General features: G+C 56.5%; 24 protein-coding genes and 1 pseudogene. 14 read left to right on the plus strand and 11 right to left on the minus strand.

The window, feature by feature from the left end:
* Positions 1 to 463 precede the first annotated feature (463 nt).
* Together HBO19_RS28035 and HBO19_RS28040 are read left to right on the plus strand one after the other, a co-directional pair.
* Positions 464 to 1660, plus strand: a complete 1197-nt coding sequence (locus tag HBO19_RS28035; RefSeq protein ID WP_038445796.1) for a hypothetical protein — start codon at positions 464 to 466, stop codon at positions 1658 to 1660.
* A gap of 515 nt (positions 1661 to 2175) precedes the next feature.
* Positions 2176 to 4116, plus strand: a complete 1941-nt coding sequence (locus HBO19_RS28040; protein ID WP_038445798.1) for an AAA family ATPase — start codon at positions 2176 to 2178, stop codon at positions 4114 to 4116.
* Here the strand turns inward: HBO19_RS28040 and HBO19_RS28045 are convergent.
* Positions 4095 to 4985 (minus strand): hypothetical protein, encoded by an 891-nt coding sequence (locus HBO19_RS28045; protein ID WP_038445799.1) that lies wholly within the window; start codon positions 4983 to 4985, stop codon positions 4095 to 4097. The two genes, HBO19_RS28040 and HBO19_RS28045, sit on opposite strands and share 22 nt — an antisense overlap.
* Positions 4986 to 5574: 589 nt before the next feature.
* On the opposite strand from HBO19_RS28045, the gene HBO19_RS28050 reads away from it, so the two are divergent.
* The 9 genes from HBO19_RS28050 to HBO19_RS28090 all read left to right on the plus strand — a co-directional run bounded on the left by HBO19_RS28050 (position 5575) and on the right by HBO19_RS28090 (position 11103).
* Complete coding sequence (locus tag HBO19_RS28050; protein WP_076965109.1) at positions 5575 to 6105, plus strand: hypothetical protein; 531 nt, start codon at positions 5575 to 5577, stop codon at positions 6103 to 6105.
* Between the two features lie 36 nt (positions 6106 to 6141).
* Positions 6142 to 6315 carry a hypothetical protein gene (locus HBO19_RS28055; RefSeq protein ID WP_162843699.1) on the plus strand — a complete coding sequence of 58 codons (174 nt, stop codon included), beginning with the start codon at positions 6142 to 6144 and terminating at the stop codon, positions 6313 to 6315.
* A gap of 216 nt (positions 6316 to 6531) precedes the next feature.
* Positions 6532 to 6960, plus strand: coding sequence for a S24 family peptidase (locus HBO19_RS28060; RefSeq protein WP_038445802.1), 429 nt, complete (start codon positions 6532 to 6534; stop codon positions 6958 to 6960).
* A complete protein-coding gene (umuC, locus tag HBO19_RS28065) occupies positions 6950 to 8248 on the plus strand; it encodes a translesion error-prone DNA polymerase V subunit UmuC (RefSeq protein WP_038445804.1) in 1299 nt (432 codons plus the stop codon). The genes HBO19_RS28060 and umuC overlap by 11 nt, the downstream gene beginning before the upstream one ends.
* A 28-nt stretch (positions 8249 to 8276) precedes the next feature.
* Positions 8277 to 8918, plus strand: coding sequence for an SOS response-associated peptidase family protein (locus HBO19_RS28070; protein WP_038445805.1), 642 nt, complete (start codon positions 8277 to 8279; stop codon positions 8916 to 8918).
* Between the two features lie 150 nt (positions 8919 to 9068).
* Entirely contained in the window at positions 9069 to 9401 is a 333-nt protein-coding gene (locus HBO19_RS28075; RefSeq protein ID WP_038445807.1) for a type II toxin-antitoxin system HigB family toxin, read from the plus strand.
* On the plus strand, positions 9398 to 10132 hold the full coding sequence (locus tag HBO19_RS28635) for an XRE family transcriptional regulator (RefSeq protein ID WP_236466703.1): 735 nt from the start codon (positions 9398 to 9400) through the stop codon (positions 10130 to 10132). Before HBO19_RS28075 ends, HBO19_RS28635 begins: the two co-directional genes overlap by 4 nt.
* 160 nt (positions 10133 to 10292) lie before the next feature.
* On the plus strand, positions 10293 to 10559 hold the full coding sequence (locus HBO19_RS28085; protein ID WP_076965110.1) for a hypothetical protein: 267 nt from the start codon (positions 10293 to 10295) through the stop codon (positions 10557 to 10559).
* A 67-nt stretch (positions 10560 to 10626) separates the two neighbouring features.
* The gene (locus tag HBO19_RS28090; RefSeq protein WP_076965111.1) at positions 10627 to 11103 is read left to right on the plus strand and encodes a GNAT family N-acetyltransferase; all 477 of its coding nucleotides are present in this window, start codon (positions 10627 to 10629) and stop codon (positions 11101 to 11103) included.
* Between the two features lie 180 nt (positions 11104 to 11283).
* Here the strand turns inward: HBO19_RS28090 and HBO19_RS28095 are convergent, their stop codons facing one another.
* The 8 genes from HBO19_RS28095 to HBO19_RS28130 all read right to left on the minus strand — a co-directional run bounded on the left by HBO19_RS28095 (position 11284) and on the right by HBO19_RS28130 (position 15189).
* Positions 11284 to 11808, minus strand: a complete 525-nt coding sequence (locus HBO19_RS28095) for a hypothetical protein (RefSeq protein ID WP_170058692.1) — start codon at positions 11806 to 11808, stop codon at positions 11284 to 11286.
* A 183-nt stretch (positions 11809 to 11991) separates the two neighbouring features.
* Positions 11992 to 12861, minus strand: a complete 870-nt coding sequence (locus HBO19_RS28100; protein WP_223198360.1) for an HD-GYP domain-containing protein — start codon at positions 12859 to 12861, stop codon at positions 11992 to 11994.
* 83 nt (positions 12862 to 12944) lie between these two features.
* Positions 12945 to 13262: a DUF3391 domain-containing protein gene (locus HBO19_RS28105; protein WP_255260237.1), complete on the minus strand. Its 318-nt coding sequence runs from the start codon at positions 13260 to 13262 to the stop codon at positions 12945 to 12947.
* A gap of 156 nt (positions 13263 to 13418) precedes the next feature.
* Positions 13419 to 13799, minus strand: a complete 381-nt coding sequence (locus tag HBO19_RS28110; protein WP_001054412.1) for a hypothetical protein — start codon at positions 13797 to 13799, stop codon at positions 13419 to 13421.
* Positions 13796 to 14122 (minus strand): hypothetical protein, encoded by a 327-nt coding sequence (locus HBO19_RS28115; RefSeq protein WP_000091614.1) that lies wholly within the window; start codon positions 14120 to 14122, stop codon positions 13796 to 13798. Before HBO19_RS28115 ends, HBO19_RS28110 begins: the two co-directional genes overlap by 4 nt.
* 23 nt (positions 14123 to 14145) lie before the next feature.
* Positions 14146 to 14481 (minus strand): hypothetical protein, encoded by a 336-nt coding sequence (locus HBO19_RS28120; protein WP_000741275.1) that lies wholly within the window; start codon positions 14479 to 14481, stop codon positions 14146 to 14148.
* 14 nt (positions 14482 to 14495) lie between these two features.
* Positions 14496 to 14831: a helix-turn-helix transcriptional regulator gene (locus tag HBO19_RS28125; protein WP_001172026.1), complete on the minus strand. Its 336-nt coding sequence runs from the start codon at positions 14829 to 14831 to the stop codon at positions 14496 to 14498.
* Positions 14812 to 15189, minus strand: coding sequence for a type II toxin-antitoxin system RelE/ParE family toxin (locus tag HBO19_RS28130; protein WP_042933781.1), 378 nt, complete (start codon positions 15187 to 15189; stop codon positions 14812 to 14814). The genes HBO19_RS28125 and HBO19_RS28130 overlap by 20 nt, the downstream gene beginning before the upstream one ends.
* Positions 15190 to 15380: 191 nt before the next feature.
* Between HBO19_RS28130 and HBO19_RS28135 the strand changes: the two genes are divergently transcribed.
* From HBO19_RS28135 to HBO19_RS28145, 3 genes are all read left to right on the plus strand, one after another.
* Complete coding sequence (locus HBO19_RS28135) at positions 15381 to 15983, plus strand: recombinase family protein (protein ID WP_010465829.1); 603 nt, start codon at positions 15381 to 15383, stop codon at positions 15981 to 15983.
* A complete protein-coding gene (locus HBO19_RS28140) occupies positions 15967 to 18996 on the plus strand; it encodes a Tn3 family transposase (protein WP_010799689.1) in 3030 nt (1009 codons plus the stop codon). The genes HBO19_RS28135 and HBO19_RS28140 overlap by 17 nt, the downstream gene beginning before the upstream one ends.
* 423 nt (positions 18997 to 19419) lie before the next feature.
* Positions 19420 to 19938 (plus strand): DUF417 family protein, encoded by a 519-nt coding sequence (locus HBO19_RS28145; RefSeq protein ID WP_003464991.1) that lies wholly within the window; start codon positions 19420 to 19422, stop codon positions 19936 to 19938.
* A gap of 29 nt (positions 19939 to 19967) precedes the next feature.
* Here the strand turns inward: HBO19_RS28145 and HBO19_RS28150 are convergent, their stop codons facing one another.
* Positions 19968 to 20813 (minus strand): AraC family transcriptional regulator, encoded by an 846-nt coding sequence (locus HBO19_RS28150; protein WP_003464995.1) that lies wholly within the window; start codon positions 20811 to 20813, stop codon positions 19968 to 19970.
* Positions 20814 to 21125: 312 nt separating this feature from the next.
* Positions 21126 to 21815 (minus strand): annotated as a pseudogene (locus HBO19_RS28155) (IS4-like element ISPa1635 family transposase); the annotation flags it as partial.

The raw sequence follows: 21815 nt of genomic DNA on the forward strand, positions 1-21815 counted from the left end.
TTCTTTTCGGTCACTTGTTTGACCGCCTGGATTTTGAATTCTTCGGGATATCGCTGGTTGCTCATGGCACCTCCTAATGGGCCTCATTTTAAGGCTTGGAGGTGTCTACGAAACTAGGGGCGATTCATACTGTCTTCTTGCCCAGTGCTTTCTCCATCATATTTACCCCCTGAAAATGGGGGTAAGTCTGTGGATAAAGCCCTGCCGCAGCTGACGGGGAACGCTCCCCCGGCGATGCTCAAATTTCAATCAGCAGGGCGAAATCCGGCATCACACTTGACGTTCGCAATCGAGACAGAGATATTCCCCTCGGCACACTGGTAGGTGCCTGCCGTCCACATTGGCAAAGCGAAAGCTCTACCGACAAACCATACGCATCGCGGATCACCCTAGTTGCGCTACTCTACGATTTGGTATCAGCCAATAATGTATTGGATTCGAATCGTCTGGAGCTTTGCAAAACATGGATGCTCAAGCCAGTGAGAAACTTCTCGACCTGATCAACAGCCCGGGCGAGACTCTAGTACCCTATCGCGAAGGTTGTACCTTCTTCCCTCCACTTGAATTCGTCTTCGATGTGCTCGGCATGCCTGAGTTGCCCAAGCAATGCTATGAGCAAAATCATCAGCCTGGCTGGTTGACCTGGAAGACCTTCAGCAAATGGATGAGCAAGCCGCCTGCTGCCATGCAGTTGCGGCCAAGCCAGATCCTAAAACTCACTAAAACACTCGCGACCAACCCTAGTTCCCATGGGCTGCTACATGACTCGTTGCGGAAGGATGCCCTCTGGAAGCCTTACGCCCAATGGATTGTCCTTGTTCACCGCACTTTCCAGAGTGAAGTTTGCAGCGCTTACTGGGCGGGCTTGCTAGAAACGGAATGGCAATTGATGTGCAAAATTCTCCCAGCGATGCCTACTAACCGGGCCAGATTGGAAGCTCTGGCCAATAGCTCGCTGATGCACACGTTGGGTGCTCCAGGCTCCCCCGAGCGTATGCTGCAACTGCTGGCTTGTGAGTCCGATGCTGACAAGGTGGTGGCGGGCTCTGACTTCATCAATTATCGGCTAGCGGACCTGGCTAGTTTCCTGCTTCGCTTCGCCGCCTGGCACATAGTGGACAGCAGTTTGGCCCAATGGGTGCTTACGATTCGGGCGGGGAAACAGAACGAAATGTTGTTCGCGGATCTGCTTCCTGTGAGGCAGAAAGCGGGAGGCTGGACGAATGCAGTTGAGTTCTGCCTGAAATATTTCGCTGTGCTGTGCCGTTGCCCAGCCGACGATACCCTTTCATCTTCCTTGGGTCGGATCTGGGCCGAGCACGACTACGATCAAAATGAATTCCCGGAGATTGCTTCCCGGCAACACACGCTGCGTGATTGGCTCTCTGGCGAGAAAGGGCGACCCAAGCGCAACAGCGTGCTGTCGTTCGCCACGGCGGTCGCACACAAGGCGACTGTTTTACGCGGTCTAACTGCAAGCGAGGCCCAGGCTGAGGTCACAGGCTTGGTTTACTGCTTTCATTTCGCTGAGACCAGTCGGTATATGCTGGGTGAAATGCAAAAGAGACGTTTCTCAGAGTCGCTAATCGAGGCGGTTTTTTTTTCCTATGTAGAGGAGTACCGCAAGGCTCGAAATTTACTAGGCCAGCCCCTGGTCTGATCGGGAAGAGTCGAGTTGATGTCGACCCTTCCCGTTGCACATCAGTCTGCTATTTGGTCTTCCCAGTCCACCGGGCGCTCATCTTCGCCACGGGAACTCCAGTAGGCGTCGCTAGTAGGATTCAGTTGGTTGGAGCGGTTGTCATCGTCATGCTTTGCCATGGGTATTTCCTCTTGAGTGAAAGGCGATGCTTTGGTAAGCGAGGCCATCATGAGTCAGGTGATGGAAATACCAGAGGAATTGGCTGGGAAGAAAGTAACGACCTCAGCCGCTCTCAAATGCTGCTTAATGGCACAGACTCGGCCCGCCGACTGCGAAAAGTTTTAGTCGGTATCTCGACTACCTGCGACCGCCTAACCAAATCCTCATGGCCGCTAGGTGCTGCCAGCTCAACTGGTACCGGCGGTGAGATGCTGTGACGTTTGGCCGACCTGGCATACACTGGGTAGCTAAGCCCTGCCACTGGCGCTACTGGTGGTGGCGTTCGTAGACGTGCATCCCATTGAGAACAATGCGTGAGCGATTCGGTTCTTTACATCCCGCTGCTGGCTTCCCAGGCCAATTCCTTGGTTGATCCGAGTACTTCTGCTCGCGTCCTGTTGGGGCAGTGGGACGTCCCCCAAGTGGCTTCGGTGGCAGTCCTCCAGAATTTGCCGGCTCTGGACGGTAAACCGAAAAGCGAAATGCTCGTAGAGAAAGCCCTGGCCGAGTTGATTTCGATTGGAACAGAGCTGAGCCACACGCATCCACCAGGTACTTTTTCTAATCTGATCGCAGGCAAATTTAAGCCAGAGTTGTTTGAGCGCGGGCTGGCGCTCATGCCTCGACTGCGTGTTCGCTTCCTTGATGAGGAGACGTTGGACGCAAAACAATTCCTCAACGGTGGGATCTGGGACTTCAATTTCCGTGCTGCGCACGCCCAGAAGCTCAACCCGCTCAAGCATTCGTTCGAGACGTCATCGGGAAAAACAATTTCTCTGTCGAATCAGCAGAGCCGTACATTCCGCATTATTCATGCCGAACCCGATGAGAGCATTCATATCCAGGGCCTCGCTGGTACCGGTAAGACCCATATGATCGAACGCTTAGTGGACTCGCTTTCCTCAAGCCGACCACTCGTGCTGGCTTTCACCGCGGTCCAGCTCCAGGCATTGATGCAACGAATCGGAGCCGCGAACGTGAGAGGAATGACGTTCGGAGATCTCGCCAACTATGTGCTCGAGCGAGGTGTCGGCTATTACCGACCAGGTAAGCGGGCATCTGCTCGGCACCAGGTTACCCCGGAAGACATTGCGTCACGGTTGGGTTTCGGATGGATCAGTAGGCTCAGCCCAGCTCAAGTAGCCACGGCCTGCGCAAGAATGGTGGCCGCATTTTGCAACAGCATTGATTTTGCGTTAGCCGAGCAGCACATCCCAAAGGGGCTTGCTCTTGATGCCGTAGATCGATTGGTGCTGGTGGGGTATGCGCAAAAATTGTGGGAGCAGACCATAGAGCCGACCGATCCGCGCCTTCAGCTCCCGCTTCGTGGGTATCACCGAATTAAGCACATGACCCTGCTTCATGAGGCAGTGATAGGCCTAGAATTCACCCACATTATTGTCGACGAAGCGCACGACCTTAGCTGGCCACTCTCGGTATTTCTCGACCGCTGTACTCAGCCCGTGATTACATTGGGTGATGCATGCCAGCGCCTTGATGGGAGCTACCACCAGCGTGCTAGCACCCTCCGCAAGCACGAGATCACACACTCCATTCGCGCCGGCCGGCAAATCGAGGGAGTCATAAACCCCCTCATCGACAAACACCCGATCCTGAAATTGGCCTCGATCGAGGGCAACAACGGTATCGAGACGAAGATTGTTTACTACGACAAGCCAGAGGTTCCCACTGGGGCTGTGACAATTCTCGTAGATTCCGAGTGGGGATTATTCGAGTGGTTTCAGCGCCTGGCCATCGCTGGCGCGCGTTTCAGTTTGCTACCGGGTGCAGTCAACACCTTCCGCCGGTTCATTCTCGACTGCATAGGCCTGTTCCATGATCAAGAACGGCCAAAGCATAGCGCGCTCTTCAAATACACCCACTGGGATGATCTCCGGGCGGACATGGGCAGCAAAAATAGTAGCTTTCAGCGCATCGACCGGATGCTCAGCAAAGGCTATAGCTCATATGAGTTCGAGGCATCGTTACTCAACCTCGATGTGTCAGGTACAGCCCTGCTTCAGCTTGGCCGGGTCATGGACGCACGCAATTCCGAAATCGACGCAGTGATGCTCGCTCCAGACTTGCTCAGTCAAGTAGGGCCTGGCGACCGAATTGCAGCGAGCAGGGCTTTTGCAGCCCTTTACACGGGTGGATCGAGAGCTCGTCACAAGCTCATCGTTCCTGGTTATCTCCGGGACTGGGCGTCTGATATGTCCACGGCAGCGAAAGCTCAGATAACCTCATCTTCATGATGGTGGGCTCCATCAAAACAGTGCTGTCTCGAAGGCAGCGGCCAACAGCAATTGAATGGCGTTGCCGCAACGTCCTCCTTGGCTAGAGAGAAAAGATCACCCTGATAATCTGCATAGCATAGTGCGGCATGGAGCGCAGGCAGCGTGTCGGCGAAGCGTGTCACGCTGGTCCCGTCGAAGGAATTTGCACTGGCGGCAGCGCACATTCCGATCCGTCGAGCGCTGTTTACCCGGCCAACGTGGTAGTAGCAGTTGCGGCGACGAGAAAGGACACCCCATGCAGCCATGGTTTGCAGCTTCCAAGGGGTGCTCCCTCCGAGAAATATCCCTACGGATGGGCTCAGGAACTCACGCACATCGTCTGGCTCCATTCCATCCTGCACAGCAATGAGCAACCTTCGAGGAAATCCCTTCAGCCGATCCAGCCAGCGCAGGCTGAAATCCAGAGACTCTATCCCACCTGCCACGATGTCAGGTAGGACAACCCAGTCAGCGTCTTCGCCAAGAAGATCCACGGCACGGCCGAAAGCACGCTCATCGAACTGCGTGCCCTGCTGGTAAGCGCTCCACGCTCCGTTGTCCAAAGCGTAATGCTCGAACCCCTCAGTGCGCAGAACCCCGGCCGCAGAAACGAGTAAGCGCCAACCCGCCCCGCGCATTGCTGCGAGGTTGCGGCGTGTGCCGGTTCGGCTTGCATACGAGACCATCGGCGGGGGGATGTAGCCAAGCCGCTCCTCAATATCCAACTCCATGTCGGCTGACCCGTCCATACAGTAGTAATCGGCATATGCTGCTAGCGCTTGGGCGTTGCCTTGACGATGGCCATCGCGGTAAGCCTGAAGCCAAGCGGGGAGGCGGTTGAGTTCCATGCTGGTGGTTCCTGGTAGGAGGTGGCCACCGTCTCATCTCCTACCGAAATCCCAACGCTTCAAGGTGTGATGTCTGATTAGGCAGCACACAAACACGCCGAACGTAAAATCCCCGGCGAAGCTGCGATTACCAGAACCCGGGAAAGCGAGCGTTAGCTCGACACCAGGTCACTCCGGACGATATCGCCTCACGGCTAGGTTTCGGACCAGTCAGTTGGCTCAGCCCGGGGCGGTTAGCGAACACCTGTGCAAATATGGTGGCCTACCTTTGTGCCAGCAACGATCCAGTGGTCACAGAAGAGCGTGTCCCGAAGGGATTTGTGCTCAAAGCGGTAGATAGTGCCGTGCTGGTTGTGTACGCCCAGCGATTGTGGGATCAAACCATCAAACCGCCTAGGCCGAGCCTTCAGATCCCTCTTCGCAGGTACGTTCTCGGCAGCGAAAGCACAGCCGTTGTGTTCCCCGTAACGCACCGCCGGCAATAGAGTTCGAGTGGATGTTTTCCGACTGGTTTCCGTCCTGAAATCGGCCTTGCGTTCGAAGGGTGAATGAAATAATCGCTCAAACCCCGCGATTAAATGGCCCTCAAATGAACGAAATCTCAAAAGCTTTGCTAGCGATGTCAATAGCGCCACTGCCTTTGGTAGCATCGCTCACCCCCTGGACCGGGGAACCGATTGGTTACGGAACTTGGTTCTTTGCTGGCGCGATCACCCTTGGCGCGGGGGGAGGGGCATGGTTACTGGAACGGTCGTGGCAAAAAATGATAGCGAATCGCATCGTCATCGACATCAAGCCCAACCAGGTGATCGTTGACGGGGTGATACTCAACTGCGAATTTTCCTCACTCATTCGACTTTTCAAGAGTCGCGTGGCGTTGGCCGAGATGCTCGGGATCATCGTGAATGAAGCGATGTTCAAGCGAGGACAAAGCGTCGGCATTCGTAAATCTGCACATATCAAGATCTGGCCTGGGAGCCTGCAGGTATCTGACTTCGAATTGGAGTCGCTGTCCGAAGCAATTGCGGCAGAGTTCATCTCGCCGGTGTTCGAAGTCATAGACCGGCATATCGAGTTTCCGAGTCGCGATCTGCCATGTACCGCGCCAGCTACTCGCTGAAGAAAATCTCCCAAAACTTGATATCGGACTCGAACCATGGCCATCGACGAAAAAATTCAAGCAGTTCTCAACAACCCTGCTACCAGTGACTGGCTGAAAAGCTGTTTGGAGAAAGCGCTGCTCCGCGATTGCGTGGATGCGGCCAATGACGCCGAAATACTGCATGATCTGCTGGCAGCCCGTTGTGATGAAGCTTTGCGGGCGCTCTGACTGTAACTGCCTCTTGGACCGAATTTATCCTGAGCCAAAGTCAAAGAAAGCATCCCCCCGTCTGGAAAGTGGTTGAAGGCGGGCTGGTCTTCAAAGCCCACTGCGCGTCCTGGTGGGGTACCTCTAACGATTGTGCATCCGGTCGGCGAAGATTGACGGCGCGTTGAGTACGCAGTTAACTGTGTATCCATACAGTTATTTCTTCAGGCCAGGTTTATGAGCGTGACCCTTCTTGGTCCCATTGCGAGCGGTGGTAAATCGCTACCGCTGTATTCGTGTCAGGTATCTGCTGGCTTTCCGTCGCCGGCAGCGGACCATCTTGAAAAGCTGATATCTCTGGACGAGCTGTTTGATATCAGGGCACCGCATGTGTACCTAGCCAAGATCCTGGGCGACAGCATGCAAGGCGCGGGCATTTTCAGCGGTGATCTGGTGATCGTTGATCGAAGTAAAACGGCGCGACATGGCGATATCGTCATTGCGGCGCTCAACACCGAGTGCGTGTGCAAACGTCTGCACAAGCGAGATGGCCAAGTGGTGTTGATGGCCGAAAACCCCAAATTTCCGCCTAGATATGTGATGGAGGGCGACGAACTGGTGATATGGGGTGTGGTTAACTACAGCGTTCGCGATCATGAGCGTTAATACTGCCGTCGATCCAGCCTTGCCGATTTTTGCGCTGGCTGACTGCAACAGCTTCTACGCCAGTTGTGAGCGTGTTTTTCGGCCGGATCTGGCCAGCACGCCGATTGTCGTGCTGAGCAATAATGATGGCTGTGTTATTGCCCGTAGCTACGATGCCAAGCCCTTCGTCAAAATGGGCGCACCCTATTTCCAGATCAAGGACACCTTGCGCCGGCACGGAATCGTGGCTTTCAGCAGCAATTACGCGTTGTACGGTCAGTTGTCCGAAAGAGTCATGACCATAATAGAATCAATGGTTTGCGACTCAGAAATTTATAGTATCGATGAAATATTTTGTACGTTGACCGGCATGCCCGGCGACCTCACCGAATTCGGCCGAAAGATCCGTGCCAAAGTCCTAAAACACACCGGTATCCCGGTGGGTGTGGGCATTGCCCATACTAAAACACTGGCCAAACTGGCCAATCACACCGCAAAACGGCTGCAATCGCAGACTGGCGGGGTGGTGGACCTGTGCGATCCTTTCAAACGCGACTGGGTATTGCGTAACACCGCCGTTGAAGAGGTGTGGGGCATTGGTCGACGCATGTCGGCACACATGCAGGCCTTGGGCATTCGCACAGCAATGGACTTGGCCACGGCGGACCCGGTCCTGCTCGGCCGTAAATTCAGCGTCGTCCTTGAGAAAACCATACGCGAGCTTGCCGGCACTTCTTGTCTGGCGCTGGAAGACGCAGCTCCGTCCAAACAGGAGATCTGTTGCAGCAGAATGTTTGGTGTGCGATTGGAGACGATCGAGCCGATTAAGGAAGCGGTGGCCACCTACGTGCAACGGGCTTCGGAGAAGCTGCGAGCTCAGCATTCTCTGTGCAAAAAGATCCGCGTGAGTATTCGAACCGGCATGTTCAACCCGGACGAAGCGCGTTACGCCAACGGCGTTCTTGTGGAGCTTCCCTATCCCACCAATGACGTGCGCCTGATCACCAAGGCAGCGACACAGGCAGTAGAACGCCTGTTCCGCCCCGGGTTTCGATACAGCAAGGCCGAAGTTTTGCTCATGGATCTGCGTCAACCTGGTGAATTCACAGATGATCTCTTTGCGCATACGCAACCAGCCGCGGCGGATAAGGTGATGAATGTCCTCGATGAGATCAATAACCGGTGGGGGCGGGGTACGCTGCGCGCCGCAGCAGTGCCGGCAGCGCCGGCCTGGGCGATGCGGCGTGAGTTGATGAGCCAGAGCTACACCACGAGGCTTGACCAGTTATGGACGGTGAACGCCAATTGAGGCGTAAATAATCTGAGGGAGTTTTTACATGTGCAGTCATTATGAAGCGCCGACGCCGCGGCTGCTCGCCCACACATTCGGCATCGATCCCTATGAGCAGGGCAAGTTGGACCTATGGCCAGGCTACATCGGGCCTTTCGTCCGCCGCGCGGAACAGGTTGATCACGATGGAGCGGTGCAGATGCCGGTAGAGGCGCTGTCCGGTTCATTTGGATTGATACCGTCCTGGAGCAAGGACACCAAAATTGCGCGGCGTACTTACAACGCCAGGTCTGAAACCGTCGCGGAAAAACCGTCTTTTCGCAGTGCCTGGCGTCTGGCCCAGCACTGCATTATTCCCGCAGCAGCCATCTATGAGCCTGACTGGCGATCAGGAAAGGCAATAGCCACGCGGATTGCGCGGACAGATGGCGAGTTGATGGGCATCGCGGGTCTATGGGAGCAATGGCGCGATCCCGGCACCGGGGAGATCTTGCACAGCTACACCATGTTGACCATCAACGCGGACGATCACCCATTCATGCGCAACTACCACAAACCCCAGGATGAAAAACGTATGGTCGTCATACTGCCCCGGGGGCTATACAGCGACTGGTTGAAAGCTCCAGCCTGCGAGAGCATGGAATTCATGCGGCAGTACCCAGCAGATCGGATGGCCGTGGCTGTGTGATTTTCTGTGATTTATCAGTGTCGACCAGAAGCCTGAGCATCGGCACCACCCATGTACAAAAAAAGTGGCACTTCGCTGAAGGCGGATCGAAATATCAGTTGTCAAAATACACAACTGGAGTATTCTTGATCCTAAATGTTAGGAAAGCCCATGGACGTATTGCTCAAGCAGCGGTTTCAAGATGCCGCGAATCGCTACCCGAACGATCGGAGCGGGCTTCAACGATGTTACAGATTGCTGACGGAGGCAGAGCCAAAGAGCTACACGGATCTGGAAAAAATATTCGGTCACACTATCGATCTCTTCAAATACCGCGCTGATGACTGTTGGGTAGTAATTGATATTGGTGGGAACAATTTGAGGCTGATTGCAGGCGTTAACTACGCCAGGCAAAAGCTTTATGTGAAGCACATTTACACCCATGCTGACTACGACACGGCTACAGAGTGGTATGCCAGCAACAAACGAGGAATCAAACCATGATCACTGTTCTAGAGAATTCGCAGACCGTGCGCGCCGCGCTCGAAGATCTCCAAATGCTTCTCGAGCAGCTGAGCGGCCAGTTCGTCAATGGCATTAATGACGCCGCGGACTACGCACGCGCCTCGGTCTTGCTTGATGAGCTGACCGACGGGCATGACCTCAACAAGTATGAGGAAAAGATTCTGGTCGAGCTCGAGGACGCTATTCTCGCTTACGAGCAAGACGGTGAGCAGTTCAAGGCCTTCAACGAATCTTTCACAGCCAAAACCACGCCGGTGCAGCTGCTTAAAGATTTGATGGAAACACTGCAGCTCACAGGTTCAGATCTACCGGAAATTGGCGATAAGGCAGCTGTATCAAAGGTGCTCAACGGCAGATTACCGATCAGCCATAGAATGGCGTTCGCTCTAGCTGAGAGATTTAGCATGGACCCGAAAGCATTCGCCCCAACACCTGGTAAGGCTACTGTAGATGCCGCCTTAGCGATGTCTGTATCGAATAAACAGCAACCTGTCAGTCTCCCTAAGCTCAAATTGCACTCGGGCAATGGGCCAAAACCCGCAGTGGCTGTGCCTGCTAAGCCATTCAAGCCGTCAGCGCCTGCTAAGCCATCAAAGCCGGCAGCTCGGCCAGCGCAACCTGCTGGTAGCTGGTGGCCAACTCGGCAAGATGATGATCATAGGTTAGTGGCGCGTGCGCCTAAACCAAGCGACCGTGGACCTAAGCCGTAATTCCTCAAATATTCAGCCTTTGCACAACTCGTGTATTGAACTTTGGCGAGCAATGTACGAATCATGTTCCAAGGCTTTGAACGTTGCTTTTGCGCGAAGCGGAGAGTCTCCTCGTCCACCACACGCTCCACAAGCCACGGAAAATAATAGGAGAGACACAATGACCGACAAGCCTACCGCTTTCGACGTACAGGCCAAGTACCCCAATGAACAAATACAACGAAGCTGTGAGGAGCGTCTGAAACAGCTTCGAACAGCCCAATCCAGAGATCAGGTTAGGCTTGAGTTCCATCAGGGACAGGGCTATCTGCAAGCCCTGGTAGATGCCGGTCTGATCACCAGGCAAGAGGGCGGGGTCATCAGTTGCCAACTGATTGAAACCATGGTGCAGGCCAGTAGTCGACTGTCGGACGAGGGTGCCCAGTAACGGTTAAGTCCGCTAACCAACAGAAATCAGTCACGGTTACCAACTGAACCATTAACGGGATAATCAAATGTCAATGACTGACCCGCTCGCGGCACTCGTGAGCCTGCAGGTGGAGGTTCGTAAAGGTATGCCTACCCACCCTGCTGAAAACTACCAGTCTGTGCGGGTTGTGGCTGATAAAAAAAATGGTCGTGTTAGGTACACCTATGCCCGGGTCGAGCATGGCCGAGTCAAGGCGATGTCAATGTTTGTGAGTGTTGATCCCATAGACGGCATTGCATGTTTTCAAATCGGATATGCCGTTCCAGAAGTTTATCGCGGGAGAGGATGGGCAACTGAAATTGTTGTGCAGGGATTAGAAGAACTTCGCAACGGGCTGGCCCGGCACGGTGTGAAACAGTTCTACATCGAGGCTGTCGTAGGCACGTCCAACCTCGCCTCGATAAAGGTAGCAACCAAGACCATATCGCAGAGCCCAGAGCTGACAACTGATAGCGTTTCTGGTGAGGCCGCTTTGGCATTTACCCGACTCATAGAGTGTTGAAGGAAGTCGCCCAGGTACACCACAAGTCCAATCCTCAGACGCGGTGCCAGGTCAGTAGGGAGCCCCTATTATCGCATCTACAAAATGAGGAGAGTGCTCTGACTATCAACCAGTTGGAACAAGCCCTGAAGTTGAAACGGGCATTCTTCCATTCTTCGTAGCTGGTTAACCCTACTGCGCCTATGGAACTGGCAATAATTCAAGCTGGCCAAGGGTATGACCGCCAAGTTTCCTGATCAGCCTAGCCCGATCGTGCAAGATGGGCTGCAGATCGCTTCTGAAGATCTGATTGGACATGCGCATCATCCGGTCCCAGTCGGAATGATCACCCTTGAAGATTGCGATTGTTCCCAACCCCAGCAGGTAGTGCAGCCCAGCGGTCGGAGACTGGTCAAAGGTAACTCGAGACAGGGCGTTGTCCAATTCAAGGTTCACGAATAGCTCTGCGCCCTCGCGATCGATCTCAAACCCACTGCTGGTCACCACGTCCATGACCAACATGCCATTGCGTGTTCTGGTCAGGAGCTCTGCATCTGCAGCCGCATGGGAAATACTGCGTAAGCCGTTGAACATTCCCAGGTACTGATCATCACAGAACGGGACTTCGACTTCTGGGTATCTCAGATCCGCTTCGGTATATTTTGGCAGCGACGTTATATTCGGGACTTCATAGCGAACCCCTTGCTCGTAGACCTCCAGGAACACCCTCATTGCCGTAAAAGGGGATGTAAGCCGGAACCCCAGAAATTTCCGTCACCCTAGTTGGGTGGGCTCAACACTCGTGTCACCAGCTACCTTCTGGAGAATCGAGCTCGGCCATCCCTCCCTGGACGGGCATCGCTCGACGATGTTCAACGGCTCCCTCACGGGGCCGTCGTTTTGTGGGGGCTATTCCATCCACAAGTCGTCGAGGTTCTTGAAGTTCCAGAGCGTCGGGTCTTCGGGGCCAGTGATACTGTCCTTGCAACTCGTGGCCGCCAGGTCGATGGTCTGCATCGGGATCGGCTCTCTCGAGCGTAGCGAGAAGAACACGCGAACCTTGGGAGTCAGCAGTGATTCCATTCCCGGCTCAACGACAACGGCCAGACGCTGAGAGGACAGGCGAACCAAGGAGCCGACGGGGTAGATGCCCACGGCCTTGACGAAGGCGTGGAAGATGCGTTTGTCGAAATGGCCCTCCCACTTGGCCATCTGCCGCATCGCCGCGGACGGGTCCCACGGCTTTTTGTAGGCTCGCTCCGACGTCACGGCATCATAGACGTCGCAGATTGCGCCCATGCGGGCCAGGAGTGAAATGGCGTCACCGGCCAAGCGATCCGGGTAGCCGGTTCCGTCGATCTTCTCGTGATGGTGCAGGGCAATGTCCACCACCCCGGGCTCGGCCCCGCCTGCGCGCAGCATCTTTGCGCCCTCCACAGGGTGGCGCTTCATGATGGCGAACTCGGCATCGGTGAGCTTGCCTGGTTTGTTAAGCACTTCCAGCGGCATCGCGGCCTTGCCTAGGTCGTGCATCAGTCCGCCGATGCCAGCCAGGCGCGTTTGCTCCTCGTCTAGATCGAGATGCCGGGCCAGCGATAGCATCAGGGCGCAGACGGCAACCGAGTGCAGGTAGGTGTAATCGTCGTGCGTTTTGATGCGTGCGACGCTGATGAGGGCATGAGGTTGGCGCAGCACCGAGGCAGCGATTTCTCCGACCAGCGGCAACGTCGTGCTTGGGTCGACGGCCTTGCCAAGCCGGGCTTCCTGGAACATGTCCATGACTTGGGACTTGGCCGCAAGACAGAGTTTCCGTGCATAACACATTTCGCTCTCCATTGAGGTTGCGCCGTCACTTTTCTTGCTTAGTGGACTAGACGGCAGAGATTGCTCCTCCGACAATTCTCTGGGCTCTGGGCTCTGGGCTCTGGGCTCTGGGCTCTGGGCTCTGGGCTCTGGGCTCTGGGCTCTGGGCTCTCTGGGCTCTCTGGGCTCTCTGGGCTCTCTGGGCTCTCTGGGCTCTCTGGGCTCTCTGGGTCGACTTGGCTTTTGGCCAAGTCGACCCAGACCTCCCCGACGCCACATTCTCGAATGGCAGAGAGATCCTGAGGCTCGGTCAGCAGGAAGCTGCCGCGCCAGAATGGGTGTCGAACCCAAGAGCCGGCGAGCTTGTGGATGTACATGCCGAGACGAAGCTCGGATACGGGAATGCGTTTTACCAACTTATTTTCCTTTCTGAGTTGGGTGGTTAGGCGTGCGCCGAGGCTGGCACCCAGCGGTAGAGCGGAGGTAAGGTCACGCCAAGATTCTTGGATCAGCCGGAACCGCCGAAATTTCCGTCAGCCGATCAACATGGCTTTGTCTCGCGCTCGGTCGATGCGTTCCTGCATCGCCTGCATGACTTCTTCGTGGGTGTACGACTTGGCGTTGGGGTCGTCGGCCTCTCGGAGAGCTTCCTCGACCTCGCGGGTCATCCGCGCATATTCTTCCGGCCACAGCGCTTGCTCCATGCGCAGCGACGCCTGCCCAAGCAGGTGCAGCAGGCCGAACAGCCGCATGTCATTGGTGGCGACGACGTGCTCTCGAATCCGCTCCTGGATCACCTCGCAGGCCCGATGCGCCTCTGGCGTCGCCGTGCCCTCGTAGCCGGCTGGGAGTTCTGCTTCTTCAGCGATTCGCGCCCAAGCGATAGCCAGCGCCTCGATGGTGGACAGGTTCATTTGCTCATCCACTTGCGCAGCAGACGCTTTTTCAGGGAGGCGCGCTCTTGCGGATTGCGTCCCTTGTGGTTGGCAATGCGATCCGCCGTGGCGGCCTGGCGCTTGATGGGCCAGTAGGAGCGGCCATCCTTACCCATCGACCAGACGTTGCTGACCTGGTTTTCCAGTAGAGGCAGATGGGCGCATAGAGCTTCCGGCGACGCGCTGGCCAGCGCGGTGCGCTCGTGGGTTCGCCAGCGCTGATGCCAGAGTTTCTTGTCCTCGCGCTCGCTACGGCAGGTCGTGTGCCCAACGATGGGCGTTTTGCGGCGGCTGCGGCTCATGATGTGGTTGTCTCCAAGAACATTCAGGACAGGCTTTCTGGGTAGAGCGCCGTCAACCGGGACAGGGTTTCTTGCACTTGTTCCAGCGAGGTCATCAGATGATCAACCTGATCCTGAAGATCCACGGCGAGATCAAATAGCTCAGCCACTCGGCTGCGTGATCCCTCGTTGAACGCGGCCATTGCCAGTTGATGCAGCTTCAACAGGTCGGTGCGCAGTTGCGGAGGTGCGCCGTCTGCGCTGTCATTCAAATCGCCGCGCAGCACGTCCACGGCATCGACTGCACGCAGCAGTGCCGTGGTATCGAAATTCTCGGGAGTCAGTTCGTCCCATTCGTCGTCGGTGATGCGGGCTGCCATCAGGAGAGCTCCGATTAAGCGGTTGCGAGCGTTAGATGCCCGATCGGCTCGGCTGCTGGCCGTACCTTGATTTCGATGTCGTAGCCGAGGCGATTCAGACAATCCATCAGCTTGCGTTCGGATAGATTGGTGAAGTCGCCGCGCATCATGCCCGACACCTTCGGTTGCGGGATGCCCATGCGTTTGGCCGCCGCTTGTTGAGTCAGCCCAAGGGCGCGCATGGCCCTCCTGATCTCGACCACCAGGCCGGTCTTGATCTTGAGCTTTTCAGCGTCAGGCAGTCCAAGGTCGGCAAAGACGTTGCCCGAGCTGCGCTGAACCTCGACGCCTTCAATGATTCGTTTTTGCATTTCGTAGCTCCTGTGCCAATACCTCGGCCACCTTCAGCCGAGCGCGGATGATGTCCATGTCGGCCTTTGGCGTGGCGATTCCGCTCTTGCTCTTCTTCTGGAAGCAGTGCAGGACGAACACCGCTTCCGCAAACTTGACCGTGTATACCGCTCGATAGGTGCCGCCGGCATCGTCTTCGACGACCTCCAGCACGCCGGTACCACCGAACCCCTTGAGCACCTTTGCTGCGTCATCCTGATCGCCTATCTGCGCCAACGAGAGCGCGTAACCGAAACGGCGACGCACGTCGGACGGCAACGCCATCAAATCCTTGTGGCTGCTCGCGATCCATTCGAGCGGTTTTTCTTTGTTTGTCATGACGGAATTTTATACCTGTTCAGGTAATGATGTAAACGCGGCAACCTCAAGGAGGTGTCGTAAAACATTTGTTTTGCGACAGGCTGTCAGCCGCCGCTGTGCTACCTGTGCAACACCCCCTCAAAAATGTACGGAAAACTCTATCGCTATTCACTATTATGCGGAAACCTGTTTTTGATGGTTATCCGCCTATGTTGGTTGGCTACATGCGCGTGTCGTCGGACTCCGACCGCCAGAGCACGGACTTGCAGCGCGACGCGCTGCTCGCCGCCGGCGTCGATCCGCGTCACCTGTTTGAGGATCGTGCCTCTGGCGCGAAGGATGACCGTGCCGGCTTGGCGCGGGCGCTTGAGTTCGTTCGAGCCGGCGATGTGCTGGTGGTGTGGAAACTCGACCGGCTCGGTCGCTCGCTGTCGCACCTGCTCGCCATTGTGACTTCGCTCAAGGACAAGCGGGTGGCGTTCCGCTCGCTGACAGAGAACCTGGACACTACGACGCCCTCGGGCGAATTCCTGTTCCAGGTGTTCGGTGCGCTCGCGCAGTACGAGCGCGCCTTGATTCAGGAGCGCGTCGTCGCGGGCTTGGCCGCCGCACGCAAACGCGGCCGGATCGGCGGCCGGCCGCAGGCGATCACTGGTGAGAAGCTGGACGCCATCGTCGCCGCGCTCGATGGCGGTATGTCTAAGGCGGCGGTGTGCCGCAACTTCAATGTCAAGCGCACTACGTTGATCGAAACATTGACGCGAGCAGGTTGGCGTGGTGCGGGAAGGACGGTCGATGAGCAACAAGAATAAGCTACTCACCGTCTTTTCTGACGCAGAGCAGGAAGCCTTGTACGGCCTACCGGACTTCGACGATGCTCAGCGGCTGGAATACCTGGCGTTGACCGAATCTGAACTGGCGTTCGCCAGCAGCCGGCCTAGCCTGCAGGCCCAAGTCTATTGCGTCTTGCAGATCGGCTACTTCAAGGCCAAGCATGCTTTCTTCCGCTTCGATTGGCATGAGGTCGAGGACGATTGCGCCTTCGTGCTGAGTCGCTATTTCCACGGCGAAGCGTTCGAACGCAAGGCGATCACCAAGCATGAGCACTACAGCCAGAGGGGTCAGATCGCCGAACTGTTCGGCTACCGGTCGTGGGCGGCTAGCTTCCTGCCGCAACTGGCACAGCAGGCTGAACAGATCGTGCGGCGCGACGTAATGCCAGGATTCGTGGCCGCCGAACTGATCGTTTGGCTCAGCGAGCACAAAATCATCCGGCCCGGCCACACCACCTTACAAGAGCTGGTCAGTGAAGCCCTGTCCACCGAACGCAGGCGCTTGGGCGGCTTGCTGGCAGAAGTGTTGGACGAATCGGCCAAAGCTGCGCTGGGCCAGCTCCTGGTGCGTGACGACACCCTGTCTCAACTGGCAGCGCTCAAGCAGGACGCTAAAGATTTCGGCTGGCGTCAGATGGCAGGGGAGCGCGAGAAGCGCGCCACGCTGAAGTCCTTGCACGGGATCGCCAAGGCGCTGCTGCCCAAGCTCGGCATCTCGCAGCAGAACCTGCTGTACTACGCGAGCTTGGCGAACTTCTATACCGTCCATGACCTGCGCCACCTGAAGGCGGAGCAGACCCGGCTCTACCTGCTGTGCTATGCCTGGGTACGTTACCGGCAGCTCACCGACAACCTGGTCGACGCGATGGCCTTCCACATGAAAAAACTTGAGGACGAGAGCCGCACGGGTGCGAAACAGTCCTTTGTCGCCGAACAGCTGCGACGCCATCAGGAAACGCCGCAGGTTGGCCGCCTGCTGTCGCTGTACGTGGACGACAGCGTGGCCGATCCGACGCCGTTCGGCGAGGTGCGCCAACGCGCCTACAAAATCATGTCCAGGGAATTGCTGCAAAACACGGCGCAGCGCATGAGCGTCAAGCCACTGAACAAACTGGCGCTGCACTGGCAGGCGGTGGACGGCCTGGCCGAACGCATTCGACGCCATCTACGGCCGCTGTACGTCGCGCTCGACTTCGCCGGCACGGCCCCCGATAACCCATGGCTCGCGGCGCTGACTTGGGCCAAGAGCGTGTTCGCCAAGCAGCAGCGCCTATCACAACGGCCACTCGACGAATGTCCGGCGGCAACGCTGCCGAAACGCTTGCGTCCGTACCTGCTGATGTTCGATGCCGAAGGCACGCCGACAGGCCTGCATGCCGATCGTTACGAATTCTGGCTTTACCGTCAGGTCAGGAAACGCTTCCAGGCGGGCGAGCTCTACATTGACGACAGCTTGCAGCACCGGCATTTGTCCGACGAGTTGGTTTCGATGGACGAGAAAGCCGCCGTGCTCGCGCAGATGGACATCCCCTTCCTGCGGCAGCCGGTCAGTGCCCAGCTCGATGCACTGGCGGCCGAGTTGCGTGCGCAATGGGTGGCGTTCAATCGCGAGCTGAAACAGGGCAAGCTGACGCACCTGGAATACGACAAGGACACGCAGAGACTGACCTGGCGCAAGCCCAAGGGGGAGAACCAGAAGGCGCGCGAGCAAGCTCTCTACGAGCAACTGCCATACTGCGATGTCGCCGACGTGTTTCGCTTCGTCAACGGCCAGTGCCAGTTCCTGTCGGCGCTGACACCATTGCAGCCACGCTATGCGAAGAAGGTAGCCGACGCCGACAGTCTGATGGCGGTGATCATTGCCCAAGCCATGAACCACGGCAACCAGGTTATGGCACGTACCAGCGACATCCCGTACCACGTCCTGGAGAGTACCTACCAGCAGTACCTGCGCCAGGCGACGCTACATGTGGCCAACGATTGCATCAGCAACGCCATCGCCGCACTGCCGATCTTCCCGCATTACTCGTTCGACCTCGATTCGTTGTACGGTGCCGTTGATGGGCAGAAATTCGGCGTCGAGCGACCAACTGTGAAGGCGCGCTACTCGCGCAAATATTTCGGCCGCGGCAAGGGCGTCGTCGCCTACACGCTGCTGTGCAATCACGTGCCGTTGAACGGCTACCTGATAGGCGCACACGAGTACGAGGCTCACCACGTGTTCGACATCTGGTACCGCAACACGTCGGACATCGTGCCGAGCGCGATCACCGGCGACATGCACAGCATCAACAAGGCCAACTTCGCCATCCTGCACTGGTTCGGACTTCGTTTCGAGCCGCGCTTCACCGACCTCGACGACCAGTTGCAGGAGCTGTATTGCGCCGATGATCTGGCATTGTACGAGAAATGCCTGATCCGGCCGGCTGGCCAGATCGACCGGCAACTCATCGTCGGTGAGAAGGCGAACATCGACCGAATCGTCGCCACACTGGGCCTGAAGGAAATGACGCAGGGCACGCTGATCCGCAAGCTGTGCACCTATACGGCGCCGAACCCGACGCGGCGCGCAATCTTCGAGTTCGACAAGCTCATCCGCAGTATCTACACACTGCGCTACCTGCGCGACCCGCAACTGGAGCGTAATGTTCACCGCTCGCAGAACCGCATTGAGTCCTATCACCAGCTACGCTCGACCATCGCCCAAGTCGGTGGGAAGAAGGAATTGACCGGCCGCACCGACATCGAAATCGAGATCAGCAACCAGTGCGCCAGGCTGATCGGCAACGCGATCATCTTCTACAACTCGGCGATCCTGTCCCTGCTGCTGACGAAGTACGAGGCAGCTGGCAATGCCAAGGCGCTGGCGTTGATCACGCAGATGTCGCCAGCGGCCTGGCGGCACATCCTGCTGAACGGGCATTACACCTTCCAGACTGACGGCAAGTTCATCGACCTGGATGCGCTCGTGGCGGGACTGGAGCTGGGCTGACGGAAATTTCTGGGATTCCGGCGTACAACCCCGGTTTGGAAATAAATGCGGGCGCCCACCGCACTCACGGCTCAGTTACCATTCTTTGTGCATCGCGGCCGCGCGGCTAGTTGGTAGCTGTTCTAAGCCTAGTCAGTGCCGCCCTTCGCCCCAAGCCCCATAGTCAGATTTGAGAAATGACAGTAGGCGATGCCGCAACGCGCTTCATCGACCTATGTAAAACGACTCCTTTATCGAAATAGTGCACTCATCGCTCTCCACGGCGATCCCTTCATCGCGAATTGCACCGCCCAAGACGATCTGCACTGAAATCAATACTTTCTGATGCCTCTTGATTAGAGATGCCAGCCATAATCATCTCATCGCCAACGCATACGGCGTTCGGCAGCCAACACACTCTCACTCACTACTGGAAGCTCAGACATGAAAACCATAGGCATTGAAAACTCGAAGTCCAGCGTACAGGCCCACTTAACGCTTGGAACCAAAACTATGGGGCTAGGTATCTATGGCGCGTACTTGGCTCTCGCTATTATTTACTTCTGGTTCGGCGGCATGAAATTTACCCACTACGAGGCCGAGGGCCTGGTTCCACTGGTGAGCAACAGCCCGCTTTTGGGATGGGTGTATAGCATTTTTTCGGTCGACATGTTCTCCAGCCTGCTCGGCATACTAGAGATTTCGATCGGCACTCTGATCGCAGGCCGCATGCTGTCGCCCAAACTATCCGTGGTAGGAGGCGCTCTGTCTGCAGGCCTGTTCTTCACAACCCTTAGCTTTATGTTTTCCACTCCGGGCGTCATTGAGCCTAGTTTAGGGTTTCCGGCGATTTCCGTTGCGCCAGGTCAGTTTCTGCTTAAAGACTTAGGGTTGCTTGCTGTTTCGATATTTGTGGCAGGCCATTCGCTGGTTGAACTGGAAAAACGTAAAATTAATGCATAATTTTTTCAATGGCTTAAGGCAGTAATGCCTTAGGCCTTTTTGCCATCATTTTCCCCCGCCAGATCTTTCAACCAGTCACGAGGGCTCAACCCCGTCTTGCGTCTAAATGCGCGAGACAGCGCCGAAGGACTTTCGTAGCCGACTTGAGCTGCAATCAGCGTAATCGAGCGCCCTTCTCGCATCAGCTTCTGAGCCAGGCTAACTCGCCAACTCAACAAATAATCAGCAGGCGTCTGTCCGATGACACTCTTGAAATGCACGGCATACGCAGCGCGTGACATATTTGACTCACTGGCCAGCTCTGCTATTGACCAGGCATGTTCCGGGGAGTTGTGCATCTGTAAAAGCGATCGGGCAAGCCGCATGTCGGCCAGTCCAGCCATCATTCCGGTGCGCAACTGGTGATGATCGAGCAGGTAACGGAGCAACAGAATGATTAGGAGCTCAAATAAGCGCTCAAGCGCGGCTTCCCTTCCACAATGCACATTTGCCGCCTCGGCAAACATCCACTCCAACGTGTCTGCCAGCATGGGCAGATCATCGAGTGCGAGCACCAAACAGTCCGGTAATGAAGCCGACAAAGGATTATCAATTCCGCCCTCAAACTCCATGGAAGCACACAACAACTTTGCGCCATCGGACTCACCCGCAAACAATTGATGCTTGGCGGGGCGTGGCATAAAAATCAAGCTAGGGCGAGTGAGCTGCAAATCCTTGCGATCGGGACCAAGCAACGTCACGCTGCCGGCCTGAAGCAGATGGATATAACCTCGCCGCTCGGCGCCATCGTAAGATGCAGAGCCGCATAGGTCGCCGTCATAGAACAGATTGGCCCGCACGCCGAACCGCGAGAGCAAATTAGACAAACGATCCATTGGCCGATCCTTGACGAGTCAGAACGCACAGACCATACCATCTGCGTTGTCGTTCAGTGCCTGTAGCGAACACAATGTCATCAACCTAAGCTGCAGCCCTGCCCAAGGCAAGCCCCCCGAAGCAGCCAGCCGCCATGGCCGTCGGGCGATGACCAGGCCTCTGCCGCTCAATCAGGCGGTCTAGCTGGGCTGGCGGTGATGTGATCATCGTCTGTTCCGGCTGTCTAGGCGAGATTTCTCGTTCTCCGGACGAGCCTATGCCGACCGCTTGTGGCCAGCTTTTTTGCACGGAGGTTGGGCGGTGGTGTTTCTTCAGCGCGTCGGTTTGTAGCCCTCACAACCTCGGCTGGCTGCGCGTTTGCGTTGGCGCGCAAAGCTACGGCCTGAGCGTACGGCACTGAGGCTTTTAGCCATCAAGGCCAGCACATTGCTCAGCCCCTGAGCACAGTGCCGCACCAGCAGCTCGACCAGGGTATTTTTGAGCCGTGACACGCCTTGGGTGAAGTTGACTTTCCATCGCAGCTTGCGACCTTTGTGGCGCTGTTCGATGACCGGCTGTAGCAGGTGCTGCATCAACAGCGCCAGGTTCTTCAACAGTTGAGCGGCATGAAAGTCCTGCTTTACAGCGGTCACGCTGCGGCCGCTGAAGTTGTCCAGCGTCAGGGTTTGTTTGAGGCGACGGAAATCGGTTTCGATGCCCCAGCGGCGGTGGTAAAGCTCGGCAAACACCTCAGCGGGAAAGGCTTCTCGATCCAGCAGCGAGGTCAGCAATACTTCGCTTTCGCCGTTGGCCAACTCGACCCGGATCAGTCTCAGCTCGATCTGGCTGGCAGGATCAACGCCAGCCTCGGAGCAGAACAGACGTGCTTCAGGATGGTTGGCCACGAAAAGCTGTGTGTCTTCAACTTGGCCAGAGTGTAGAAACGCTTTGACCTGGGCGTTATAGCCACAGGGCAGGCGCATCAGAAAGTGCCGCTGTTGCTGCGCGAACAGCGCGAATAA

The sequence above is a fragment of the Pseudomonas sp. WS 5021 genome, from assembly GCF_012985535.1.
Taxonomy (GTDB): Bacteria; Pseudomonadota; Gammaproteobacteria; order Pseudomonadales; family Pseudomonadaceae; genus Aquipseudomonas.